The sequence below is a fragment of the Bradyrhizobium sp. LMG 9283 genome (assembly GCF_045571415.1).
GTDB lineage: Bacteria > Pseudomonadota > Alphaproteobacteria > Rhizobiales > Xanthobacteraceae > Bradyrhizobium.
Map to the genome: position 1 here is coordinate 2,642,848 of NZ_CP120691.1, position 23,054 is coordinate 2,665,901.

General features: G+C 65.2%; 23 protein-coding genes. 11 read left to right on the top strand and 12 right to left on the bottom strand.

The features are described from left to right. Positions 1-37: 37 nt before the first annotated feature. From P6U29_RS12310 to P6U29_RS12325, 4 genes are all read right to left on the bottom strand, one after another. Positions 38-1,162, bottom strand: coding sequence for an ABC transporter ATP-binding protein (locus P6U29_RS12310; protein ID WP_407117838.1), 1,125 nt, complete (start codon positions 1,160-1,162; stop codon positions 38-40). Positions 1,163-1,518: 356 nt separating this feature from the next. Next, the gene (locus P6U29_RS12315) at positions 1,519-3,090 is read right to left on the bottom strand and encodes a DUF4403 family protein (RefSeq protein ID WP_407117839.1); all 1,572 of its coding nucleotides are present in this window, start codon (positions 3,088-3,090) and stop codon (positions 1,519-1,521) included. A 141-nt stretch (positions 3,091-3,231) separates the two neighbouring features. Continuing rightward, entirely contained in the window at positions 3,232-3,870 is a 639-nt protein-coding gene (locus P6U29_RS12320) for a DUF5074 domain-containing protein (RefSeq protein ID WP_407117840.1), read from the bottom strand. A gap of 30 nt (positions 3,871-3,900) precedes the next feature. After that, positions 3,901-5,121 carry a helix-turn-helix domain-containing protein gene (locus P6U29_RS12325; RefSeq protein ID WP_407117841.1) on the bottom strand — a complete coding sequence of 407 codons (1,221 nt, stop codon included), beginning with the start codon at positions 5,119-5,121 and terminating at the stop codon, positions 3,901-3,903. A gap of 150 nt (positions 5,122-5,271) precedes the next feature. Between P6U29_RS12325 and P6U29_RS12330 the strand changes: the two genes are divergently transcribed. Both P6U29_RS12330 and P6U29_RS12335 read left to right on the top strand, forming a co-directional pair. Continuing rightward, positions 5,272-6,066, top strand: coding sequence for a DUF899 domain-containing protein (locus P6U29_RS12330; RefSeq protein WP_407117842.1), 795 nt, complete (start codon positions 5,272-5,274; stop codon positions 6,064-6,066). Next, on the top strand, positions 6,059-6,331 hold the full coding sequence (locus P6U29_RS12335; protein WP_407117843.1) for a hypothetical protein: 273 nt from the start codon (positions 6,059-6,061) through the stop codon (positions 6,329-6,331). The genes P6U29_RS12330 and P6U29_RS12335 overlap by 8 nt, the downstream gene beginning before the upstream one ends. 201 nt (positions 6,332-6,532) lie before the next feature. Here P6U29_RS12335 and P6U29_RS12340 read toward each other — a convergent pair whose 3' ends face one another. Together P6U29_RS12340 and P6U29_RS12345 are read right to left on the bottom strand one after the other, a co-directional pair. Then, positions 6,533-6,952 carry a c-type cytochrome gene (locus tag P6U29_RS12340; RefSeq protein WP_407117844.1) on the bottom strand — a complete coding sequence of 140 codons (420 nt, stop codon included), beginning with the start codon at positions 6,950-6,952 and terminating at the stop codon, positions 6,533-6,535. Between the two features lie 112 nt (positions 6,953-7,064). Next, a complete protein-coding gene (locus P6U29_RS12345; protein ID WP_407117845.1) occupies positions 7,065-7,781 on the bottom strand; it encodes a L,D-transpeptidase in 717 nt (238 codons plus the stop codon). A 275-nt stretch (positions 7,782-8,056) separates the two neighbouring features. Between P6U29_RS12345 and P6U29_RS12350 the strand changes: the two genes are divergently transcribed. From P6U29_RS12350 to P6U29_RS12360, 3 genes are all read left to right on the top strand, one after another. After that, positions 8,057-9,109, top strand: coding sequence for a glycosyltransferase family 4 protein (locus P6U29_RS12350; RefSeq protein WP_407117846.1), 1,053 nt, complete (start codon positions 8,057-8,059; stop codon positions 9,107-9,109). Between the two features lie 34 nt (positions 9,110-9,143). Beyond that, positions 9,144-9,833, top strand: coding sequence for a methyltransferase domain-containing protein (locus P6U29_RS12355; RefSeq protein ID WP_122401944.1), 690 nt, complete (start codon positions 9,144-9,146; stop codon positions 9,831-9,833). A 120-nt stretch (positions 9,834-9,953) separates the two neighbouring features. Then, the gene (locus P6U29_RS12360) at positions 9,954-10,613 is read left to right on the top strand and encodes a hypothetical protein (protein WP_407117847.1); all 660 of its coding nucleotides are present in this window, start codon (positions 9,954-9,956) and stop codon (positions 10,611-10,613) included. A gap of 221 nt (positions 10,614-10,834) precedes the next feature. On the opposite strand, the gene P6U29_RS12365 is transcribed toward P6U29_RS12360, so the two are convergent. Continuing rightward, positions 10,835-12,499, bottom strand: coding sequence for an aminotransferase class III-fold pyridoxal phosphate-dependent enzyme (locus P6U29_RS12365; RefSeq protein WP_407117848.1), 1,665 nt, complete (start codon positions 12,497-12,499; stop codon positions 10,835-10,837). Positions 12,500-12,534: 35 nt separating this feature from the next. Here P6U29_RS12365 and asd point away from each other — a divergent pair, with 35 nt between their 5' ends. Further along, positions 12,535-13,398 (top strand): archaetidylserine decarboxylase, encoded by an 864-nt coding sequence (asd, locus tag P6U29_RS12370; protein ID WP_407117849.1) that lies wholly within the window; start codon positions 12,535-12,537, stop codon positions 13,396-13,398. A gap of 67 nt (positions 13,399-13,465) precedes the next feature. Further along, positions 13,466-14,026 carry an NUDIX hydrolase gene (locus P6U29_RS12375; protein WP_407117850.1) on the top strand — a complete coding sequence of 187 codons (561 nt, stop codon included), beginning with the start codon at positions 13,466-13,468 and terminating at the stop codon, positions 14,024-14,026. Positions 14,027-14,095: 69 nt separating this feature from the next. Here P6U29_RS12375 and P6U29_RS12380 read toward each other — a convergent pair whose 3' ends face one another. Continuing rightward, a complete protein-coding gene (locus tag P6U29_RS12380) occupies positions 14,096-15,559 on the bottom strand; it encodes a FecR domain-containing protein (protein ID WP_407119304.1) in 1,464 nt (487 codons plus the stop codon). Between the two features lie 156 nt (positions 15,560-15,715). Between P6U29_RS12380 and P6U29_RS12385 the strand changes: the two genes are divergently transcribed. Then, positions 15,716-15,856 carry a hypothetical protein gene (locus P6U29_RS12385; protein ID WP_407117851.1) on the top strand — a complete coding sequence of 47 codons (141 nt, stop codon included), beginning with the start codon at positions 15,716-15,718 and terminating at the stop codon, positions 15,854-15,856. A gap of 12 nt (positions 15,857-15,868) precedes the next feature. On the opposite strand, the gene P6U29_RS12390 is transcribed toward P6U29_RS12385, so the two are convergent. Continuing rightward, positions 15,869-16,609, bottom strand: a complete 741-nt coding sequence (locus tag P6U29_RS12390; protein ID WP_407117852.1) for a DUF2147 domain-containing protein — start codon at positions 16,607-16,609, stop codon at positions 15,869-15,871. A 506-nt stretch (positions 16,610-17,115) separates the two neighbouring features. Beyond that, entirely contained in the window at positions 17,116-17,241 is a 126-nt protein-coding gene (locus P6U29_RS12395) for a hypothetical protein (RefSeq protein WP_407117853.1), read from the bottom strand. Positions 17,242-17,387: 146 nt separating this feature from the next. Between P6U29_RS12395 and P6U29_RS12400 the strand changes: the two genes are divergently transcribed. Beyond that, entirely contained in the window at positions 17,388-18,590 is a 1,203-nt protein-coding gene (locus P6U29_RS12400; protein WP_407117854.1) for an extensin family protein, read from the top strand. Positions 18,591-18,670: 80 nt separating this feature from the next. On the opposite strand, the gene P6U29_RS12405 is transcribed toward P6U29_RS12400, so the two are convergent. Both P6U29_RS12405 and P6U29_RS12410 read right to left on the bottom strand, forming a co-directional pair. After that, entirely contained in the window at positions 18,671-19,006 is a 336-nt protein-coding gene (locus P6U29_RS12405) for a DUF6665 family protein (protein ID WP_407117855.1), read from the bottom strand. A 43-nt stretch (positions 19,007-19,049) separates the two neighbouring features. Then, the gene (locus P6U29_RS12410) at positions 19,050-19,685 is read right to left on the bottom strand and encodes a TetR/AcrR family transcriptional regulator (RefSeq protein ID WP_407117856.1); all 636 of its coding nucleotides are present in this window, start codon (positions 19,683-19,685) and stop codon (positions 19,050-19,052) included. Between the two features lie 193 nt (positions 19,686-19,878). On the opposite strand from P6U29_RS12410, the gene P6U29_RS12415 reads away from it, so the two are divergent. Beyond that, on the top strand, positions 19,879-21,174 hold the full coding sequence (locus P6U29_RS12415; protein ID WP_407117857.1) for an HlyD family efflux transporter periplasmic adaptor subunit: 1,296 nt from the start codon (positions 19,879-19,881) through the stop codon (positions 21,172-21,174). Positions 21,175-21,387: 213 nt separating this feature from the next. Beyond that, positions 21,388-22,974 carry a DHA2 family efflux MFS transporter permease subunit gene (locus P6U29_RS12420; protein ID WP_407117858.1) on the top strand — a complete coding sequence of 529 codons (1,587 nt, stop codon included), beginning with the start codon at positions 21,388-21,390 and terminating at the stop codon, positions 22,972-22,974. Positions 22,975-23,054 lie beyond the last annotated feature (80 nt).

Sequence of the window (23,054 nt, forward strand, 5' to 3'; positions counted from 1 at the left end):
CATGTGTTGCGTTGAAGTTGATCGATGCCGGTTCGGATCAGACGGGATCGAGCGCGAGGCAATCCTCGGGGCGGAAGGTGATGAAGACGCTTTCGCCAGGTCTTAAGCTGCCATGTCTCAGGCTGTGGTGCGCGCCCGGCTGAAGCTTGACCATGAACTCGCCGTTGCCGGCGACATCGAGCACGGCCAGCGCGTGGTCGCCGAGATAGATTGTGTTCTGCACTCTGGCCGGCAGCCGGTTCGGTCCTTCGCTTGAGGTGCCATCCGGGACAATGGCGACACGCTCGGGCCGCACTGACAGGGAGGTCGATGCGCCCGCGCCTGAGATGTTGACAGCCCGCGCGGTCACGGCGCCGCCTCCGGCCAGCACAACGCGGCAATAGTCCTTCTCGACCGTCTCGACGGTGCCGGCGAGCACATTGTTCTCACCGATGAAGTGGGCGACGAAGCTGTTGACCGGACGCTCATACAGTGCGTCGGGCCTGTCGATCTGCTGCACGATGCCGTCGTTGAACACGGCGATGCGGTCCGACATGGTGAGCGCTTCGCTCTGATCGTGGGTGACGTAGACGATGGTGATGCCCATCCTCTCGTGCAGCTGCTTGATTTCCAGCTGCATCTGCTCGCGCAGGCGCTTGTCGAGCGCGCCGAGCGGCTCGTCCATCAGCACGAGCTGCGGATTGAAGACCAGCGCCCGGGCCAGCGCCACGCGCTGTTGCTGGCCGCCGGACAGCTGCCCGGGCCGCCGGTGCGCCAGGGTTTCCATCTTGATCATGCGCAGCGCCGCGCTGACGCGCTCCTGCACGTCCGCCTTGTCCGTCTTGCGAACGGATAGGGGGAAGGCGATGTTCTCCGCGATGGTCAGGTGCGGAAACAGGGCGTAGTTCTGGAATACCATGCCGATGTCACGCCTGTGCGGCGGCACGTTCTTGATCGGGCGGTCCGCGAGGTAGATCTCGCCATAGGTCGGAACCTCGAAGCCGGCCAGCATCATCAGCGTGGTGGTCTTACCCGAGCCCGACGGGCCGAGCAGAGTGATGAACTCGCCCTTCCTGATGTCGAGATCGAGGTTCTTCACCACGAGATGCTCGCCATCATAGGTCTTCTGAATGCCGGAAAAACGCACCAGCGCCGGCGCGGGTGTGACCATGCCGGCTTCCATGTTGTCCTCGCGTTGTCCCCTACCGTGCCGTCATCACCTCGTCCGAAGGTGCGAGAAGTAGCTTAGCATCCTCCGGCGAGAATGCCAGCGGCGCAAGCGACGAAGAGGCGCGCGGGCCCCCGGTGAGTGCCGGGCTACGCATTTGAGAGCTTTTCCCTGCGGCCATCCTTCGAGACGCCCGCTGGAGGCGGGCTCCTCACAGGATGAGGGCGGAGCGCGCGGCTGCAGCTTCAAAGGGCACTAACGCTGATTAGCCTCATCCTGAGGAGGCGCGTAAGCGCCGTCTCGAAGGACGAGGCGTGCGCGCAGGCCGCCGCAACAAGTCATATGCGATGGCCTGCGGTGAGTGGGACGCGCTACATCCCCGACAGCTTCGTCACATACACATTCAGCGAGCCGCCGGCTTCCGCGACCACGCGCAGGGTCTTGGAATCGAAGGCGATGTCGGCGAGAGTCAGGCTGTCGATCTTGGCATCGACCTTGAGGCCATCCTCGGTCTTCTGGTAGTCGGCGATTGCGGCCGCGATCTTCTCGCGCGCGTTGGCGGCGATCGGCTTCAGATCGAGCGTCGCCTTTTGCAGCAGCGCCTGCTGCATCTGCGGCACGACCGCGCGCGCAGCGGCGCCAAGCAGGCCGAAGGCGGCCTCGGATTCCACCGCGAGCTGAATGTCGGTGAGCCGCAGCGTCTGCTGCGCCTGGTCGAGCACCGGCCGGCCCCAGATGTGCACCGTCGCCTCGGCACCGAGGCCGAACCAGCTCTTCTTCTCCTTGGCGCGGACCAGAAGCGAGATCAGCAGCCGGTCACCGGAGGGGATGACGTTGGCGCTCTTGACGGTGACGTCGACCGGGCCGGAGCCGTCCTCAGGATAGGTGTGGCCGACCATCTGCGCTGCGATCAGCTTGTTGATCTCGGTGAAGGGCACGTCGATCGGGACGCCGATGTTCACGCCGGTGCCGGTCGGCGGCACGATCGAGATCTTGTCGGGGAACGGACAATCGGGCTTGGTCGGCGTCGAGGTGACGCGTGTCTCGGCTTCGAGGCCGAGCAGCAGCGTCACGGCCTGCGCGTCGACGCGCGGCTGCGCCGCGATCGCGCGCACCGGCTTCATCTCCAGCCAGAGCGGCGGCAGCGCGGCCGATGAACCCGAGCCTTGCAGGGGGATCGAGCGGCAGGCCTTGACCCATTGCGCTTTCGCATTCTCGCGCAGCGATGGATCGTTGCGAATGCGCTCGGAGACGGCGTTGATCTGCTCGCCGACATTCTTGTCGATCAGCGGTTTCACCTGCGCCGGCACGTTGACCTTGGCGCCGGCGACATTGAGGTTGGTGTCGCCAAGATTGACCTGGGCGCCGAGATTGGGCTCCAGATGCCAGGCAGCGGCGAGCTTCGGGCGCGAGGTGACGATGACGTTGCCCTTGATCTCGGCGCTGGCGTTCAGGTTCTTGATGTTGACCGCGCCGATCCGTTTCGCCGCGTCACCGCCGAGCACACCGCCGAGCGCATCGCCAAGCGCGCCTGTGGCTTTCGACGACAGCGAGCCCGTCACGTTCAGCTTTCCAGTGAGTGGCGTCGAGATCGTCAGCACGTCCTTGTCGCCGCTAGCTGCCATCGGCCCGCGCACTGCGGACCAGCCGATATCGGCGTTCTCCAGGATCTGGGAGATCGGGTTGTCGGCCTTGCCGGCGAAATTGCGCGGAGCAGCCTTCTCCGCCTGCTCACGGATCGCAGAAATCGCGATGGCGACCGGCGCGACCACGATGGAGCTCTTCGAGGCGGGCGGCAGCGGCGGCAGTTGCGCGACGGCCGGCGAAGTCGAATTCGTCGCGCGCGGGGACAGGAAATCCATTACCTTCAGGCTGATGAAGAACGACGCCGCGAGCACTGCGACGCCGATCAGGATGGTCTTCAAATTCAACGTGAGTCGCATCAATCCCCCAAGTCGCCCCGGCGGGGATTTTACAGGGCGGGCGAGGAGGGCGCTAGAGCGCACCGGTGGGGTGGAATTGGGGCGAACAGGTTAACGGCTGCGAACGCGCCGTTACCGCGCATTCAAGTCATCACGACGGAGCTAGCTGCGCCGAGGACGGCGGATCGCTCTCACATTGCCGCGCGGGCCGCCGCCGCAGAAGAAGCGATCGCCGCCGTCGGACTCCAACCCTGACACGATCGCCCCTGCGGGCAGGTCGAGTTGCTCGATCACCTTGCCCGTTTCAGGGTTGATCCGCCGCAAATCGCTCTCCTCGCCTTCCCAGGTGCCATGCCAGAGCTCGCCATCGACCCAGGTCACGCCGGTCACGAAGCGCTTGCTCTCGATGGTGCGGAGGACCTTTCCCGTTTCGGGATCGATCTGATGGATCTTGCGCTCGCGATATTGTCCGACCCAGAGCGAGCCCTCGGCCCAGGCAAGACCGGAATCGCCGCCGCCGCCGGGCGCCGGAATGGTGCTGAGAACCTTGCCCGAGGCCGCATCAATCTTCTGGATGCGATCCTCGGCGATCTGGAACAGGTGCTGGCCGTCGAACGCCGTTCCCGCATGCGCGGCGACGTCGATTGAGCGCGTGATTTTGCCGCTGGCCGGATCGACAGCGTTCAACTTGTCGCCGGATGCGAACCAGACATGCTTGCCGTCATAGGTGACGCCATGCACGGCATCGACATCCGGAAAGGGGCCATACTCCCTGATGATCTCGGCGGCTGAACGTTTCATGTGCTCGATCCCTTTGAACTGGTGCACACCTTATGTCTTCAGGAGCGGCGTGGGGAGTAACAAGCCTGTCGGGAAACCCGGAACGGGCGGCGTCATCCAGCGGCGCGCCCGTCCGTGTCCGAAGGACTGCACCTTGCTCGATCGCGCCAGCTCTTCGAGGGCGCGCTGCACGGTGCGTGGACTGATCCCGAGCGCAAGTGCGAGCGCCGAGCTCGACCACGGCTCGCCGTCGGCGAGAAAGGCGAGGACGGCGGCGTGCTTCTCCTCGACGGGCCGCGCCAGCACGAGGACGTCGCGAATCTTCCGTGGCGCCAGCACAAAGCCCTGCTTGGTCGCGCTGATGTCGGCGAGAGGCTTGAGCGTGGTGCGGAGCCGTCCGATCTCGACGCGCAATCGCGCGCGGTGCGACTCGTCGGCGTGCTTGGCTTGAAAGGCACCTGATATCAACGTCTCTCGCGAGACATCTGCGGGCCATGCCTGCGCCAGCAGACGCGCGAGCGCGAACAGCACGGGGCGCGTTCCGAGCGACACCACGACGTCCTGCCTGCGCACCACATGATGGAAGGTGTCCACGACGAGCGCCGTCGAGGTCGCCAGTCGCTCGACCTCGCCGAGCAACAACGGATGTTCGCTGCCGCGTGCGATCAGGCGCGCGGCCGGCGTGTCGAGTATGACGTTTGCGCTCTCCACCTCGGCCACGAGCGCCGGGATTTTCGCAAGGCGCGCTGCATGATCCGCGCGGCTGAGGGCCGTGCGCGCTTCTTTCGTTCTGAGCCGCCTGATTGCGATGCCGGCGACCACGAGCTCGCGGACGACTTGGGAGGCGGGCGGCAGCGGCGCAGGACGGACTTCGGCCAGCGTGCGCTCGGCCTCGTCAAGGCGCCCGACCAGAAGAAAACGGCGCGCCTCGATATGGCCTGCATGGGCGGCATTGGCGAGATCGCCGTGCTTCTCGAGCGTCGCGCGCGCCGCCGCGAGCGTCTTCACCGGCCAGCTCAGATCGCGCGAGACCAGCGCGATCTCGGCTTCGGCCACGATGCACCGTGCGCGTGCCACCGCCTCGCGCGGACCGAAGGCGCGCGCGGCAGTGCGCAGCAGCGACTTGGCCTTGGCGAGATCGCCGAGCTGCGCCATCGCGATGCCGCGCAGCGCCAGCGACGGCGCATCGTTGCGCAGCGCAACGCGGTTCAAGGCACCGAGCGGATCGCCGGCTTCGAGCGCGCGCGCGGCGGCGATGATCAGCGACTCCATGTCAATCCCGCCACACTTGTTACTCCCACCGCGCAACCGCTTAGTGCCAGAAATCGTTGCCGGCCGACAATGTGCGGCGAGGGGCGATCGGTTCCGCGAGACGCGGGATGGTCGCCCGGACACGACGTCAGGCAAGAAGTTTGGAGAACCATGATGACTTCAGCAGATAAAGCAGGGACGAACGGACAGACCGCCATGCAGACCCCACCGGTGGTGTCGCCGCAGGACTGGGAGGCCGCCCGCCAGCAATTGCTCGTGAAGGAAAAGGCGCATACCCGTGCCCGCGACGCCCTGGCCGCCGAGCGCCGGCGCATGCCGTGGATGGCGGTAGACAAAACCTATGCGTTCGAGGGCCCCGGCGGCAAGCTCAGTCTGCTCGACCTGTTCCAGGGCCGGCGGCAGCTGATCGTCTACCGCGCCTTCTTCGAGCCCGGCGTGTTCGGCTGGCCCGACCACGCCTGCCGGGGCTGCTCGATGGTGGCGGACCAGGTCGCCCACGTCGCGCACCTCAACGCCCGCGACACCACGCTCGTGTTCGCCTCGCGCGCGCCGCAGGCCGATATAGCGCGGCTGAAGCAGCGGATGGGTTGGACCATGCCGTGGGTCACCATCACCGACAGCTTCGACGCCGATTTCGGCGTCGGCGAGTGGCACGGCACCAACGTGTTCTACCGCGACGAGACGCGCATTTTCCGTACCTATTTCGTCAAGAGCCGCGGCGACGAGCAGATGGGCGGCACCTGGAACTATCTCGACATCACCCCGCTCGGCCGTCAGGAGGTCTGGGAGGATTCGCCGAAGGGCTATCCGCAGACGCCGACCTATAAATGGTGGAATTGGCACGACAGCTACGCGGAAGGTGCAGCGCCCGACAAGAAATGGGTCGAGATCTCGGACGCCGGCGAAAAGGCGTTTCGCAAGGAGGCCGCGGAAGGTCGTGACTAGTCCCGTCAGCGCAACCGCGCCCTCCGGCCGCGATGGCGTGGTGGCCGCCCGCCACCTCGCCAGATGGCTCGGCCTTGCGGCCACGCCGACCTTCGCGGTCATGGCGCTGCTGACGGCCGTGCTCGGCGACGGAGCGGCGGACATGCTGTGCGGCGCCGGGCAGGGATCTCTGCTCGGCGGGATGGTGCCGATGTATCTCTTGATGAGCGCGTTTCATTCGGGGGCGTGGTTGAGGTTGATCGCGGAGTGGCGGGGTGGGATCTAGGAGCGTCCGCCGGTGTAAACGCCTCGTCCTTCGAGACGCGCGCAAGGGCGCGCTCCTCAGAATGAGGCTAACTCCAAGCGGTCCCGCGGCGACAATGCTGCCGCGCACTCCGCCCTCATCCTGAGGAGCCCGCCAGGGGCGGGCGTCTCGAAGGATGCCGTGACTTCCGATGCAAGCCCAAACCGCGCGGAGCAGGCGTCCTTATTGCGACCCCGCCGCCTGCAGATAAGCAACCACCTTTGCCGCCTCCTCCGCCGAGACGCCGCCATAAGGCTGCATCTTGTGGCCGGACACGACTTCGTCCGGCTTGACCATGAAGCGGGTCAGCTTGTCCTGGTCCCAAACGAATCCGGCTTCCTTCATTGACGAGGAGTAATTGTAGTTCGGCAGCGCGCCGGCCTTGCGGCCGACGATCTTGTTGAGGTTGGGTCCGAGACGGTTGTCGCCTTCCTTCATGGAGTGGCAGGTGCGGCAGGAATTGTTGAAGGCCTGCTGGCCGGTGTCATCGCTCGCCGGCTGCTGCGCCAGCGAGGAGGATGCCGACAGGAGCAGCGTCAATGCTCCAGCGCCGGCAATCGAGCGCAGCCGTGTGCCTGACGATGGTTGCTGGCGTGATTGCATCTGCGCCTCCGTTGGAGACCGCACCGCAGCGAGCGCGCGTTGGGATCTCGAGGGCAAACGAAAACGGCCCCGGTGGGTTCCGGGGCCGTTTGCGTCACAATGTCCTGTCGCTTTACCGCGTCGCGCTGCCGAGATCCGCGCGCCGCTCGGTCATCGGCAGCACGATCACCTTGGTGCCGACGTTGACGCGGGAATAGAGGTCGGTGACGTCCTCGTTGGTCATGCGGATGCAGCCGGAGGAGACGCGCTTGCCGATGGTGTCGGGGGCGTTGGTGCCGTGGATGCGATAGATGGTGCCGCCGAGATACATGGCGCGCGCCCCTAACGGATTGCCGGGGCCGCCGGCCATGTGGCGCGGCAGATAGGGCTGGCGGGCGATCATCTCCGGCGGCGGAGTCCAGGCCGGCCACTCGGCCTTGCGGCTCACCGACTGGATGCCGGACCAGGTGAAGCCGTCGCGGCCGACGCCGATGCCGTAGCGCAGCGCCTGCCCGTTGCCGAGCACGTAATAGAGATAGGTGTTGGGCGTATCGATGATGATCGTGCCCGGCGCTTCGCGCGTCGCGTAGGAAACGGTCTGGCGGCGGAAGCGGGCCGGCAACTCGACCGTGTCCTGATCCTCGGACGGTGCGGCCTGGTAAGGCGTTGCCTGATATGGCTGATAAGGCTGGATCGGCTGCGGCGCGGCCATCGGCGGCAGCGGCTGGAAGAAGGGAAAGAGCTGCACCGGCGCGGCCTTGGCTGCACCTGCGAATGCGATTGCGGAGACCGCGACTGCGCCGAACGCAACGGCGCGCGAAAACGTCTTGAACGTGTCCAGATTGAACATGTGATCGCCCCTGTTTTGCTCGGTGATGTTGCTCACCGCGGCACCGTTTCGGTGCTCCGTTGCGTGGATCATTAACTGCAAAACGTTTCGGGACATTTGCGCGGAAAACCGAAAACGGTTTCATGGCGGCAAGGATTGTTTCATGACAGTTTCGTGGCTCCACGAGGCCGTTAACGAACAAAACGGTGGGCCGACACTTCTGTGACGTCACACGCCTGAAATATCCTTCGTTGATGGTCGGTGCCTGAGAATCATCAAACTCTCGGGATTTCCCCATGCGGGTATTAATCGCGACCGACGCCTGGCATCCGCAGGTCAACGGTGTGGTCCGCACCCTGACTTCGCTGGCGAATGCCGCCAAGGCCCTCGATGTCGAGATCGACTTCCTCACCCCCGACGGCTTTCGGTCCTGGCCGCTGCCGACCTATCCGGGCCTGCGCATTGCGCTGCCTACGGGTAAGGAGATCGCGCGGCGGATCGAGAGGGCGACGCCGGACGCGCTGCACATCGCGACCGAGGGTCCGATCGGCTGGGCCGCGCGAGCCTATTGCCGCCGCAACCGGCTCGCCTTCACCACCTCTTACACCACGCGCTTTCCGGAATACGTTTCGGTGCGGACCGGCATCCCCGCGAGCGTCGGCTATGCCGTGCTGCGCCACTTCCACGATGCCGCCGCCATGACCATGGTGGCGACGCCCTCGCTGCGGCAGGAGCTGTCCGAGCGCGGCTTCAAGCGGCTCGGCTTCTGGACGCGCGGCGTCGACACCGAGCTGTTCCATCCCGACGCTCCCGCGAGCCTCGATCTGCCGCGCCCGATCTTCATGACCATGGGGCGCGTGGCTGTGGAGAAGAATCTCGAAGCGTTCCTCTCGCTCGACCTGCCCGGCACCAAGGTCGTCGTCGGCGACGGCCCGCAGAAGGCGGCGCTCGAAAAGAAATATCCGGACGCGGTCTTCCTCGGCGAGAAGAAGGGGGCGGATCTCACCGCGCATCTCGCCGCCGCCGACGTCTTTGTCTTTCCGAGCCTGACCGATACGTTCGGCGTGGTGCAACTCGAGGCACTTGCCTGCGGCACGCCGGTTGCGGCGTTCCCAGTGACGGGTCCGAAGGACGTTATCGCCGATCATCCGATCGGCGCGATCGACCATGATCTGCGCACCGCGTGCCTGCGCGCGCTCACCATGTCGCGTGAGACCTGCCGCAATTTCGCGCTGGAGCGCTCCTGGGAGAACAGCGCGCGCCAGTTCATCGGCAATCTCACCTCACTTCAGCCCAGCCGCGCCTTGCGCGCCTCGCCTCGCATGGCGCGGCGGCCGGTGCGCAGCTGATCGTCAATTCGAACCCACAGCGAGAACCTCATCGATGGCCAAGATCATGAACCTTGACGGCACTCAGCAGCTCGACCTCACCCGCGGCACGGTCGAGCAGGCCTATGACCGCTGGGCGCCGGTCTACGATCTCGTGTTCGGCGGCGTGTTCGCCAAGGGTCGTCAAGCCGCGATCGCGGCCACCAACAAGATCGGCGGCCGCGTGCTCGAGGTCGGCGTCGGCACCGGCATCTCGCTGCCGCTCTACGCGCCGAACCTGCGCATCTTCGGCACCGACATCTCGGAAGCGATGCTCGACAAGGCGCGTCGCCGCGTAAAAGAGCAGAAGCTGAAGAACGTCGAGGGCCTCGCGGTGATGGACGCCGAGAAGCTCGAATTCCCTGACAATTCCTTCGACGTCGTGATGGCGCAATATGTCGTCACCGCCGTGCCGAACCCCGAGAAGGCGCTCGACGAATTCGCCCGCGTGCTGCGTCCGGGCGGCGAGCTGATCATCCTCACCCGCGTCAGTGCCGACACCGGCATGCGCCGCTTCATCGAGCAGAAGCTGCAGCCGGTGGTGCGTCCGCTCGGCTTCCGCACCGCCGAGTTCGCCTGGTCGCGCTACGCGAAGTGGCTGGCCGGCGCGCATGGCATGGAGCTCGCCGAGCGCCGTTTGATTCCGCCGCTCGGCCATTTCTCACTGGTGCGCTTCCGCAAGGTCGACGTCGCCAAGGCGGCTTGAGCTTACGCGACCGCGTGCGTCATCGCGCCGCTGCACATCGTCACATGACAAAATGATGATGTCACACGGCCTACATCGAATCCCTGTAATTCCGGACCCGAAAGCATTTTGGGGGAGAGCATGATCAAGAACTATCTCGAGCAGCTGCGGATCCAGCGCTGGGACGACCATCGCTACTATCATCACAGCCGCATCAATCAGAGCCTGCACTTCGTCAGCGCGCTGAGCTTCCTGTTCGCCTATGTCTGGTTGTTCATCGACCCCGTGGTCTCCGCGCTGGTCGGCTGGCTGGTCTCGATGACCTCGCGCCAGGCCGGCCACTTCTTCTTCGAGCCGCACACTTACGACCATATCAACCAGGCGACTCACGAATACAAGGAAGAGATCAAGGTCGGCTACAACCTGCAGCGCAAGGTCGTGCTGATGGCGATCTGGGCGCTCTCGCCGCTGGTGCTGGTCGCCGATCCCACCTTGTTCGGCCTGTTCACGCCCTGGGCCTCCGCGACCGACTTCATGCGTCAGGTGGCGAAGATCTGGCTCGTGGTGGGCGGCGGCGGCCTGCTGTTCCGCACCGTGCACCTGTTCTTCATCCGCGACGTCGAGACCGGCCTCGTCTGGATGACCAAGATCCTGACCGACCCGTTCCACGATCTGATGCTCTATCGCAAGGCGCCGCTGGCCCTGATGCGCGGCGAGCTGATGGATCCCGGCCTGCATCTCAACCCCGAGCACACGCTGGGCCTGATCGGCGAGCCCTCGCTCGAAGAGCAGCACGCCTGAGCGCGCTGGTCTCACTGCGTACTGCGATGTCTGAAGGTTGCGTCATGCCCGGGCTTGTCCCGGGCATCCACGTCTTCGCGGGTTTGATGCCCGGCGTCATTCCGGGGCGATGCGAAGCATCGAACTATGGTGCGCGGTTGCGCACCAGAGAATCTCGAGATTGCGGGTTCGGCTCTTCGAGCCGCCCCGGAATGACGGTCGTTGTGTGGGTGGAGCGAGCCTCAGCGCCCAAAGCGCTTGGACAACATCTCTTTCAAGATCTGCCGCTTGATCTGCTTGTTCGTGAGCGCGCCGTCGTGCCACCAGAAGCCGTCGGCCTTCATCTTCTGCGCGGCGCGGACGAAGCGTTCGGCGACCTCGGTGAAATCGGCGTCGGTGTAGTTCAGGCTGAAGATCAACCTTCCAGTGCCGACCCAGCTCAGCGCCAGGCCTTCGGCGCGCAGGTAATATTGCAGCATCCAGTTGTAGCGGGACGGCGTGTTGTATTTCACCGTCCAGATCGACGAGAAGTTGGCGAACCGCACCGGCAGGTCGGCGCTCTCCATCATCTCGTTGAGCTTTTGGACGCGTCCGTTCCAGGTCTCTTCCAGCCCGTCATAGACGGCGCGGAAATTCGGGCTGGCGAGCCGGCTCAAGAACTCGTCCATCGCCGTCATGACGTACGGGTGCGAGTTGAAGGTGCCGCGGGCGAAGCAGATGTCGGCGGGACGGTCGTCGCGGAAGCGGCGCATCAGCTCGCGTTTGCCGCAGACCACGCCGACCGGCAGGCCGCCGGCGAGGCTCTTGCCGTAGGTCACCATGTCGGCCTTGACGCCGAAATATTCCTGGGCACCGCCGGCGGCGAGACGGAAGCCGACGAAGACCTCGTCGAAGATCAAGACGATGCCGCGCTGGTCGCAGACCTCGCGGAGCTTCTTCAGCCATTGCGTATAGGCCGCGCGATCAAAGTTGCCGCCGCGGGAGGAATCGACCAGCGAGGAATCGCCGGGCGCGTTGGCGTTGGGATGCAGGCCCTGCAGCGGATTGACCAGCACGCAGGCGATGTCGCGGCGCGTGCGCAGCACGTGCAGCGTCTTCTCCGACATCTCGGCGAGGGTGTAGGTCTCGTGCGCGGGGATGGGATTGCCGACGCCCGGCTGCACGTCGCCCCACCAGCCGTGATAGGCGCCGGCGAAACGGACGAGATGCGTGCGCTTGGTGTGGTAGCGCGCCAGCCGCACCGCCTGCATCACGGCCTCGGTGCCGGACATGTGGAACGAGATTTCGTCGAGGCCGGAGATCTGGCAGAGCCGCTGCACGTTCTCGAGGATGACGGGGTGGTAGGGGCCGAGCACGGGGCCGAGCGCGTGTGCGCGCTTCTCGGCGCCCTCGATGCACTCCTTGTAGAAGTCGTTGCCGAAGATGTTGACGCCGTAGGAGCCGGTGAGGTCGTAGGAGGTGTTGCCGTCGACATCGGTGACGGTGACGCCGCTGGACGATTCCATGAAGGTCGAGGTGCCCAAATGCTCGCGCACCAGACGCGAGAACTGGAACGGCACGCGGTAGCTCTCGGTGAAGTTCAGATCGGAGATCGTCTCCGCCGCCTCCTTCGTCATCGCGCGGCCCCTCGGGTAGCGCTCGGCGTACAGGCGTGCGAGGCGGAAGAAGGCGTCCTTGCGTTGGGCCACGATATTCGCCGGCGCGCCGTCGCATCCGAAGTATTTGTCGCCCTCGAACTCGTAGAACGGGAGCAGCCGCGCCACCCGGCGCGACATCTTGGAGTGCCCGGCGAGCGAGCGGTGCTTGGCGCGGGAGAGTTCGACCCGCGCCTTGATCTTCGGAAGGACGGCGGCAGCGGAGGCTGCGGCGGCCACGGACATCGAGAGAATCGGGAGTGTCGTTTCCATGACAACAAGCGCTAAACCTGCGAGCTGACAGATTCATGACAGTCAAAGCCCTCATCGCCTCTTTCACCCAGCAGGAAGACCTCAACTTCCTGTTGACCAACCGCATCCCCCGCGCCGCCCTGACCCGCTTCATGGGCTGGTTCTCCAAGATCGAGAATCCTTTGGTGCGGGACTTCTCGATCGCGCTGTGGAAGCTGTTCTCCGACCTCGATCTGTCGGAGGCGCGCAAGATGCATTTTAGGAGTCTGCACGACTGCTTCACCCGAGAGCTCAAGCCGGGCCTGCGGCCATTCGATCCTGATCCGGCGGTGGTGGCGAGCCCCTCGGACGGCATCGTCGGCGCTCATGGCCGTATCGCCGACACCGAACTGTTCCAGGTCAAGGGCGCGCCCTATTCGCTTCTGGATCTCGTCGGCGACTCCGCGCTGGTCGAGCAGCACCGCAACGGCTCCTTCGTCACGCTGCGGCTGACCTCGAGCATGTATCACCGCTTCCATGCGCCCTATGACGCGCATATCGAACGCGTCACGCTGATCCATGGCGATGTCTGGAACGTCAACCCGATCGCGCTCAAGCGGGTCGAGCGTCTCTTCTGCAAGAACGAGCGCGCGGTGATCCGGACGCGCCTGTCGACCGGCGAGGCGGTGACGCTGGTGCCCGTTGCCGCGATCCTGGTCGCGAGCATCCGCTTGCACTTCCTCGACATGGTGCTGAACGCGCAGACCCGCGGGCCCGTCAATTTTCCTTGCGACGTCAACGTGACCAAGGGCGAGGAGCTCGGCTGGTTCGAGCACGGCTCGACCATCATCATCCTCGCGCCCGGCGATTTCACCTTCTGTGACGGCATTGCCGAGGGCACGCGCATTCGCGCCGGTCAAGCGCTGCTCAGAAGAAAGTAGCCTTCAATCCGCCGTCTCCGCTGTCTATATCGTTCGCGGGGATGATTTAACGACCACGGATCTAGTGATGGCGCGGGCGCCGGTGATGGCGGCGGGTGGTATTGTGCTGCGGCGTGGCCCTGCGCCACTGATTGCGGTCGTGCGTCAGCGCAAGCGCAACGAATGGGTTTTGCCCAAGGGCAAGCTAGACGACGGCGAGACGCCGAAGGAAGCCGCGCACCGCGAGGTGCTGGAGGAGACCGGCCACGACGTCGCCGTGCACGAATTTCTGGGAACGCTCGTCTATCAGTCCGGCGGGCGCTCCAAGGTCGTGCATTTCTGGCGGATGGAGGCCGACGGCGGCCCGGTTCGCAAGCTGATGAACGACATCAAGGCGGTCGACTGGCTGACGCTGGACGATGCGATCGCCCGCCTCTCGCGCGAATATGAGCGCGCGTTCCTCAACCAGGTTGGCCCGATCGCGCTGGCGGCGGCAGGGTTGGCATCGTCGCCGTCCGAGGCAGCGCAAGCGACCGACGACATTGATGCCGCCTTGCAGACGCTGACGCCGGCTGAAGCGGCCTCCGTCGACGAATTGCGCCACGGTTTGTTGCAGAAGGTGAAGGCCTGGCTGTGCGGCGAGGCATGAGTTACTTACGCCGAATTCTAGCGCCGCATCGACGCTGCACCTTTTCCCGCCAGGGGAGAAGGAAGAAGGTCACCGCCGCTCCTTCTCCTTCGGCAGCGGTTTGCGCGGGGCTGCGGGCCGTGGCGCGGCGGGCAGGCGCTGCTGGAAGCCGCCTTGGCGCTGGATGACGCCCGGCTGCTGAACCGCGGGTGGCTGGCCCGGCTGCATGCCGGTGCGCGGCAGTTGCGGCTGCGAGCCGGGCTGCTGCGGATGAGTTGCGCCCGGCGGCGGCGGCACGATTCCGCCGGGCTGCGTTTGAAGCTGTCCACCACGCTGCGGCGGGATTTGCGGCGCGCCGCCCGGCTGCGTGCCTTTGCCGCGTGGTACGCCGGTTGGGCGACCTGCACCTTGCTGCTGGCCGGGCTGCGGTTGCCCCTGTTGCTGCGGCCGTTGGCCCGCACGCGGTGTGCCCGGCTGCACCGCGCCACCTTGTTGTCCCTGTCGCTGCGGCGGCTGCTGCACGCCTTGGCGACCTGGCGTGCCCGGCTGCTGCTGACCCGGACGATTGTTCTGGCCGGACTGGCCGTTCGGCCGTTGCGGTTGCTGGCCCGGCGTCGTTGTCGGCCGCAATTGCTGCTGCTGTCGCGGTTGCGCCGGCCGCGGAATGCGGCTGAGCGCGGTCGGATTGGCGCGGCGGAAGTCGCGCTGCTCGATGACGATCTGCCGGCCTGCGGTCTGTGCCAGATGCACCTGGCTGACGAAGCTACGGTCGCGCGCGATCTGCCGCGCGGGAATCGTGATCGGCACCGCGGCAAAGCGCATGACGCCGCCGGGGCCGCTTGCGCCAGGCCGGATTGCAAAGCCGCTCGCGGCCTGCGTCAGCGCGCCGAGCCGCGCGCCGCTGCTGCGGTCGTCGACATCGATGTGGCCGACCCGGCCATCGGCGTCAGGATAGAGCTTGATGTTGACGTTGCTCGCCCTGTTCGCCGCCGCGCCTTCGGGCACATCGACGACTCCCGTTGTGCCGCGGATGCCGAGCGTTGCCGTCGGCGTCGTGATCTTCATGTCGCCGGTCTTCGCCACAGCCGCCGCCACGAAGGCAACCGTGCCCTTGCCGACGTCGAAGATCGCCGAATTCTGCTTGCCGCCGTCGTCATAGACGTAATTGTCGATGGTGATCCGGGCGCTGGCGGAGAGATTGAACGTGGTGGCGTCGTTGAAGGTGATGCCGAGCGAGGAGTTCGACGAGGTCTGCACGACGTCGTTGAGATAGATGTCGTCGCGCACGCGCAGTGGATAGGAGTTCTTGTCGCGGATCACGGTCGCGATCCCCGTCACCGTCGCGACATTGCCGATCGGCTCGACCGCGGCGGGCTGTGCGTCTGTGGACGGTGCCGGCGAGGCCGATGGCGTCGGGGAGGGGGCGGGTACCGGTTGTGCTTGCGGCTGGGCCTGTGCCAGCTCGATGGTATCGGACGCGAATGACACACCTGAACCTGCCAGCGGCAAGGCCAGCAGCAGAAGCGCGAACGCGAAGCGGCGCCAAGCCACCAATGAAGCCACGAGGAAGTCCCGGAGAAGAACGCAAGGCGAGAGCTGCGGATTTCAGCCGGGGGCGTCTGAATGGCGGATGAACGTCTGTCGCACGGGAAGGGACGAGCGTTCGAGCGGTGCGCGACTCCGGCGTGGGTTGGCTCTCTCGACAACGTCATGGCCGGGCTTGTCCCGGCCATGCACGCCTTGTTTGGCGACACCAAGAACATGGATGCCCGGGACAAGCCCGGGCATGACGAAGATTTCTGCCTACGGCGCGAGATCCCGGGTTCGATGCTTCGCATCGCCCCGGGGTGACGCGCTCTGCCGTCAGCTCACCCGTTTCCAGGTCTGACCGCCGCAGAACATGCCGCCGAAGGCGCAGCCCTGCACGCGCATCGCATTCGGGCCCTTCATCGAGATCGTGGAGTCGTAGTTGCGGCCGGAGTTGGGGTCGCGAATGCGGCCGCTCCACTTCGAGCCCTCGGGCTTCATGTTGATCAGGATGCGCTCATTGGTCTTCTCGGCGTAACCGCAGAGATTGGCGCCGCACTGCTCGACGCGGACGTTGCCCTTGTTCTCTTCGGTCGCCCAGACGCCGATCGGCGAGTTCGGTGCCGGCACGGGAGCAGCAGCGACGGGCGCGGGTGTCGCAATGGGAGCGGGCGCCGCAACAGGTGCAGGCTGCGTGTTGTCGAAGCTAGCGGACGGGGCGGGAGCTGCGGGCGCGGTGACGGCCGGCGCGGTCGCCTGCACCGGCGCCTGCGGCACGGGCTGCTGCTGCACCGGAGCCGGCGCGGGCTGCGCCGTTGTGGTCGCGGGAGGCGGCGTTGTGTCGACGTCATCGTCCTTGGAGCCGCCAAGACCCTTGAGGTTGATGCTGTCCAGCTTGATCGGCTTGTCCGACAGGCCCGGCGCGACGATGGTAACGCAATTGAGTGAGGCGCAGTTGCGCGGCGTCTCGATGCGAATGTGCTGGCCCTCGATCTGGAACGAGATCGAATTGCCGGCATGCGCGGCGGCGGTCGAAGCGAGGAGGAGCGCCGTGGCGGCGATGGAGAGCTTGTTCATGACAACCTCCGAAAATTGCGTGGTCCCGAGATGGACTGAAGTCGCTGGCGGATGAAGCGTGGTTCGACCCTATGCCGGGGGTGGCCCGACGTTCTGTGATGGGCGTCACAACGACCGAACGCCGCCAGGGTGATGCAGCGCACATTCAGCTGCGCCTGCCCTGCGTAACGTCATCGCGACACCGAGGGTCCCGTCAATGGAGCGCGCGGTCGTAGCTCTTTGCGGCTTGCCGATATTATCCCTCTCATCTCGTTGAGAGAGAGGAGCTGAGCGTTTTGGCTGATGCCCTGGATTTCTTGCACGAGGCGAAATGCGCATTGCTGCGCCTTCGCCGCTTGTGGGAGAGGGCAGCTCCGCTGGTCGACACTGGCTCACCGGGGTGAGGAGTTTGTCTCCACGAGCACCAGCGCGCGAGGATAGAATCCCTCATCCGGCGCTTCGCGCCACCTTCTCCCACAACAAGGGGAGAAGGAAGAAGAGACCGCCTTCGATGCCCTTGAGAACCGCTAAATCATGCCAAGCACGATCGCGCCGACGAAGGCCATGGCGAGATAGGCGGTGATAACGCTCAGTCTGCCGGCGAACGTCATGAGGTCGCTCCCGCTGGTCGCGGGCTTTGCCGCGACCATCATGGTTAACAGAGAGTCTCCTCGCACAAAAGTCAGTCTTGCTGTCGCTCATCGGCGGCAGGTCCGAGCCAGCGCGGACCGCCATGGTTAAGGAAGGCTGAAATCGACACGTTGAAGAGTCTTTAAGTAAATTCACCGAACGTGCGTGCATGACGCGCGGAGTTCGTTTGTATCTCGTCGGCTCCATCGTTCTTGTTTCGCTAGCGGGTTGCGGTCGCGGCTTCTTTCAGGCCGAACGTGAACCATGGCGGGCCGAGGCTGAAGCGGCGTGCCTGAAATCGGGCGCGGTCAAGGAGAGCGCCGACATCGTCCGCATCGACCCGATCTCGGGGCCCGGCATGTGCGGCGCCGAGTATCCGCTCAAGGTTGCTGCGATCGGCGAGGCCTCGAGCACCTATGGCTTTGCCGACGAGTCGTTGCGCCCGCCCGGCAGTATCGGCAACCAGCCGCGCTGGCCAGTGCAGCCGCAGTCGAACTACCCGCAGAGCCAGAATTATCCGGCATCATCCTATCCGCAACGCTCGAACTATCCCGAGAGCGCGGTACGCCAGCCCGCGGGCTACGGCACTTCAACCGGGCCGATGTCGCTGAACGCACCCGGCGTAGCGCCGCAGGAAGACGAGATCGATCTGCCGCCCGAGGGCACCGATGCCGCAGGCGCGGCGCGCTATATGAATGCACCGAGCTATCCGGCACGGCCAGCGCCTTACTCGCAGGCGCCTGCGCAGCAGCCGCTGCCGCGTCTTGGCCCGGCGCAGGGCAATTCCGTCACGGCCGTCGGTCCCGTCGCGATCAAGCCGACCGCGACGCTCGCCTGTCCGATCGTGTCCGAGCTCGACCGCTGGCTCGCCGACACGGTGCAGCCTTCGGCGATGCGCTGGTTCGGCGTCCGCGTCGCCGAAATCAAGCAGATCTCCGCCTATTCCTGCCGCGGCATGAACGGCAATCCCCATGCTCATATTTCCGAACACGCCTTCGGCAATGCGCTAGACATCTCCGCCTTCGTGCTGGCCGACGGCCGCCGCGTCACCGTGAAGGACGGCTGGCGCGGCATGCCGGAAGAACAGGGATTCTTGCGCGATGTGCAGTCGGGTGCGTGCGCGCATTTCACCACGGTGCTCGCGCCGGGCTCGAACGTCTATCACTACGATCACATCCACGTCGATCTGATGCGGCGCGCCAGCCGCCGCCTGATCTGCCAGCCCGCCGCCGTCTCCGGCGAAGAGGTCGCCGCGCGTGCGCAGTCGCGCAGCCCCTATGCGAATGCGCGCGAACTGTCAGTGACCGGCTCGCTCGGCGCACGCAAGAGCGCCACGCGCAAGCGTGAAGAAGACGAGTACGCCGACGATTAGCCTTCCCCGGCGGCCCGGATGAGCGCAGCGATATCCGGGGCAGCCTTCCCGCAGATCGCTGCGCTCATGCGGGCTACGATCTACGTCGGCTTCGACGGTGCGGGCGCCAGCCCCATGCAGCGCTGCACCTCGCCCGGAACGTTGTAGGTGCGCATGATATGGCGGCTGTCGCGCAGGCCCGTTGCCTCACGTTGCACCACGAACATCCAAAGCGCGTAGCCGGCTTCCATCACCAGCTTGCGCCTGGCCGGTTGCATCGAGGTCGGCACCTCCGAGGCTGCGTGGGCAGCGTCGAACTCACGCAAACGCGCCAGCGCCTGTTCGAGTGCGCGGCCCATCCGTCCAAGCGCCGAGGCTTGTTCCTGGACGACCTCGTAGTGGAGGATATCGACCGGCGGGCGAAGATCACGAGACATGGCCGCAATATAGTGCCGCCCGGCCCGCAGGTGCAACGCGCAGCTACTTCGTCTTATACGCCGCCAGGAACATCCGTGTTGCGCTGTCGACCACCGTGGTCATGCGCTCTTCCGACGGCGCGGGTGCGGCCTGGAACACGAAGGGCAGGAAGAGCGAGGCTTTGCACAGCTCCATGAATTGCGAGGCGGCAAGATTGCAATCGTCGATCGCGAGATCGCCGGAGGCGACCTGGGCTTTGAGATAGTCGGAGAGGCGATTGATGCTCTTGTCCAGCACGCGCGCATAATAGCGGCGGCCGACATCGGGCATGCGCTCGGCGATCGCCATCACGGTGCGGATCGCCGATCCGCCGCCGGGCCGGCAGAGCAGATGGATATAGGCCCGACCGAACTCCTTCAGCGTGGTCTCGGCATCCCGCGCCGGATCGAAATTGAACACGACCTGGCCGTGCTGGAGCGCTTCCTGCTCGAGGATGGCTTCGAACAGCGCGGATTTGTCGGCGAAGTAGACGTAAAGCGTGCCCTTGGAGACCTGCGCGGCGCGCGCGATCTCGCCCATGCTGGCGCCGTCGAAACCAAGATCCATGAACACCTTGCGGGCGCCGTCGAGGATCTGGCGGCGCTTGGAGCTGTCCTCCTCCTGGATGACGTGCAGATGTTCGTTGGCAGCTACAACCATTGGTTTAGTGTCTCGGACGGTTTTTGGATCGGATCATGGGCCACGAAACCCGAATAAAGGATTCGCGGCGGTACGGTCGTGCCGGAAACATTATGTATATTGACCGAACCGTTCGGTCAATGATATTTGGGTTCAGCGAGAGGAAACCGCTGCGCAGCGGCTGCCCTCGATCGCGCTTATTGGGGAGGCCTTGATGGCCGTATCGAGAGACCAGACTGCTCGCGTCCTTCGCCAGGAAGCGGTTGAGGACCAGGCGGGCGATGATGCGTCTGAGACATCCGCACCCCCTGCCGAGCAGTTGCGCGCTCATGTCGCCGAGGAAACGAAGCGTCCGACCCGCGAGGCGCCGGAGAAACCGGCGACCGACAAGCCGGCCGCACCTGCCGCCGCTGCGCCCAAGTCCGGCAAGCGCAAATTCGTCCTGATGGGCGTCGGTCTCGTCCTCGCACTCGCTGTTGCGGGCTATGCCGGCTACTACACGCTGGTCGGCCGCTTCTACATCTCCACGGACGACGCCTATGTCCGCGCCAACAACACCATGCTCGGCGCGCGCGTTGCCGGCCACATCTCCTCGATCCTCGCCGGCGACAACACGCCGGTGCGTGCCGGCGACATCGTCTTCCGCATCGACGACGGCGACTACAGAATCGCGGTCGAAGCCGCCGCGACCAAGATCGCGACCCAGCAGGCCACCATCGATCGCATCGGCCGTCAGGTCGCCGCGCTCGACAGCCAGGTCGCGCAGGCCAAGGCGCAGCTCGTCTCCGCCGAAGCGGGCCTCAAGCGCGCCGACCTCGATTATGAGCGCCAGCAGGCGCTGAGCAGCAAGGGCTTTGCCTCGCGCGCCACCTTCGAGAGCTCGGAAGCCGGACGCGATCAGGGCGCCGCCGCGGTCAAGGCCGCGCAGGCCGCCTACGACGTTGCCGTCAGCAATGTCGACGTCGCCAAGGCGCAGCAGGCCGAAGCGCAGGCTCAGCTTGCAGAACTCAAGACCACGCTGGCCAAGGCCGAGCGCGACCTCGGATTCACCGCGGTGCGCGCGCCGGTCAACGGCACGTTCTCCAATCGTCTGGTCAATACCGGCGACTTCGTCGCGGTCGGCCAGCGCCTCGGCAATATCGTTCCGCTGGACGACGTCTATATCGACGCGAACTTCAAGGAGACGCAGCTCAAGCGGATCCGTCCCGGCCAGCCGGTGACGATCAAGGTCGATGCCTACGGCATGCGCAAGTTCGCCGGCGTGGTCGACAGCATCGCGGCGGGCGCGGGCTCGGTGTTCACGCTGCTACCGCCGGACAACGCGACCGGCAATTTCACCAAGATCGTGCAGCGCGTGCCGGTGCGCATCCGCGTGCCGAAGTCGGTGGCGAAGCAGAACCTGCTCCGCGCCGGCATGTCGGTCTACGCGACCGTCGACACCAACAAGGGCGCCGCCGACGCCGACAGCGAGATCGATCTCGACGATCCCACCGCGATTCATCCGCAGTAGGTGCCGATAGGCAAATCATGTTCAAGACGAGCGCCGCTTCATCCTTCACCTCTCCCGTAGGGAGAGGTCGGATGGCATCGCGGGATGCGATCCGGGTGAGGGGTTACGCCCTCTCGGGGGAGTTGCGGCCCCTCACCCGATTTGCTGCGCAAATCGACCTCTCCCCGATGGGGAGAGGTGGACTCTGCATCGTCGTGCGAGTTGGGTGAGAGAATGGCCACCGCCACAACCGCTTCACCTGCCATGATGGCGGATCCCGCTTCGGAGCGCATCGCGCCGAAGCGGCTGTTTGCGTTCATCATCATGGTGTTCGGGATGTTCATGTCGATCCTGGACATCCAGATCGTCTCGGCCTCCTTGAGCGAGATCCAGGCCGGATTGTCGGCGAGCTCCAGCGAAGTCTCCTGGGTCCAGACCGCCTATCTGATCGCCGAGGTGATCGCGATCCCGCTGTCGGGCTTTTTGTCGCGCGCCTTCGGCACCCGGCTGTTGTTCGCGATCTCGGCGGCCGGCTTCACCGCCTCGAGCCTGCTCTGCGGCTTCGCCACGACGATCGAGGAGATGATCCTGTGGCGCGCGCTCCAGGGCTTTCTCGGCGCCGGTATGATCCCGACGGTGTTCGCCTCCGCCTACACCGTGTTCCCGCGCACGAAATTCCACATCGTCGGTCCCATCATCGGCCTCGTTGCAACGCTGGCCCCGACCGTCGGGCCGACGGTCGGCGGCTACATCACCGATCTGATGTCGTGGAACTGGCTGTTCTTCATCAATGTCGTGCCCGGCATCGGCATCACATTGGGCGTGCTCGCGCTGGTCGATTTCGACGAGCCGCATTTCGAGCTGCTCGACCGCTTCGACTGGTGGGGCCTGTTGTTCATGGCCGGCTTCCTCGGCACGCTGGAATATGTGCTGGAGGAGGGCCCGCAATATGAATGGATGCAGGACACCTCGGTCGCGATCTGCGCCTGGATCTGCGCGATCTCGGCGATCGCCTTCTTCTGGCGCGTGTTCACGGCGGCCGAGCCGATCGTCAATTTGCGCACCTTCTCCAATCGCAATTTCGCCGTCGGCTGCACGCTGCAGTTCTGCATTGGCATCGGCCTCTACGGCCTGACCTACATCTATCCGCGCTATCTCGCCGAAGTGCGCGGCTACAGCGCGCTGATGATCGGCGAGACCATGTTCGTCTCCGGCATCACCATGTTCCTGGTCGCCCCGCTGGTCGGCCGTCTCATGGCCAAGCTCGACATGCGCTACATGATCGCGTTCGGCCTCATCGTGTTCGCGATCGGCTCCTACCAGATGACCTGGATCACCCGCGACTACGATTTCTACGAGCTGCTGGTGCCGCAGATCCTGCGCGGAATCGGCATGATGTTCGCGATGGTGCCGACCAACAACATCGCGCTCGGCACCCTGGCGCCCGACCGGGTCAAGAATGCGAGCGGCCTGTTCAACCTGATGCGCAATCTCGGCGGCGCAGTCGGCCTTGCCGTCATCAACACGGTGCTCAACGACCGCACCGACCTGCACATCACCCGCCTGCAGGAGCGCGTGACCTGGGGCAACGCGACCGCGACCGAAACCCTGACCATGTTCATGCAGAAATTCCAGGGGCTCGGCGATTCCACGCTGATGGCGATGAAGCAGCTCTCCCAGCTCGTGCATCGCCAGGCCGTGGTGATGAGTTTTGGCGACGCCTTCCTCATGCTGACGCTGTTCTATCTCGGCCTCAGCCTGCTGGTGGCGCTGCTGAACAAGCCGGCTTCGCCGTTCGGCGCTGGCGGCGACGCGCACTAAATTGCAACACTCATCCGTGATCTCGCGCGAGCCCCGTTGCAATTGGCTGGCGACACATCTATAAAGCGCAACTCATTCAA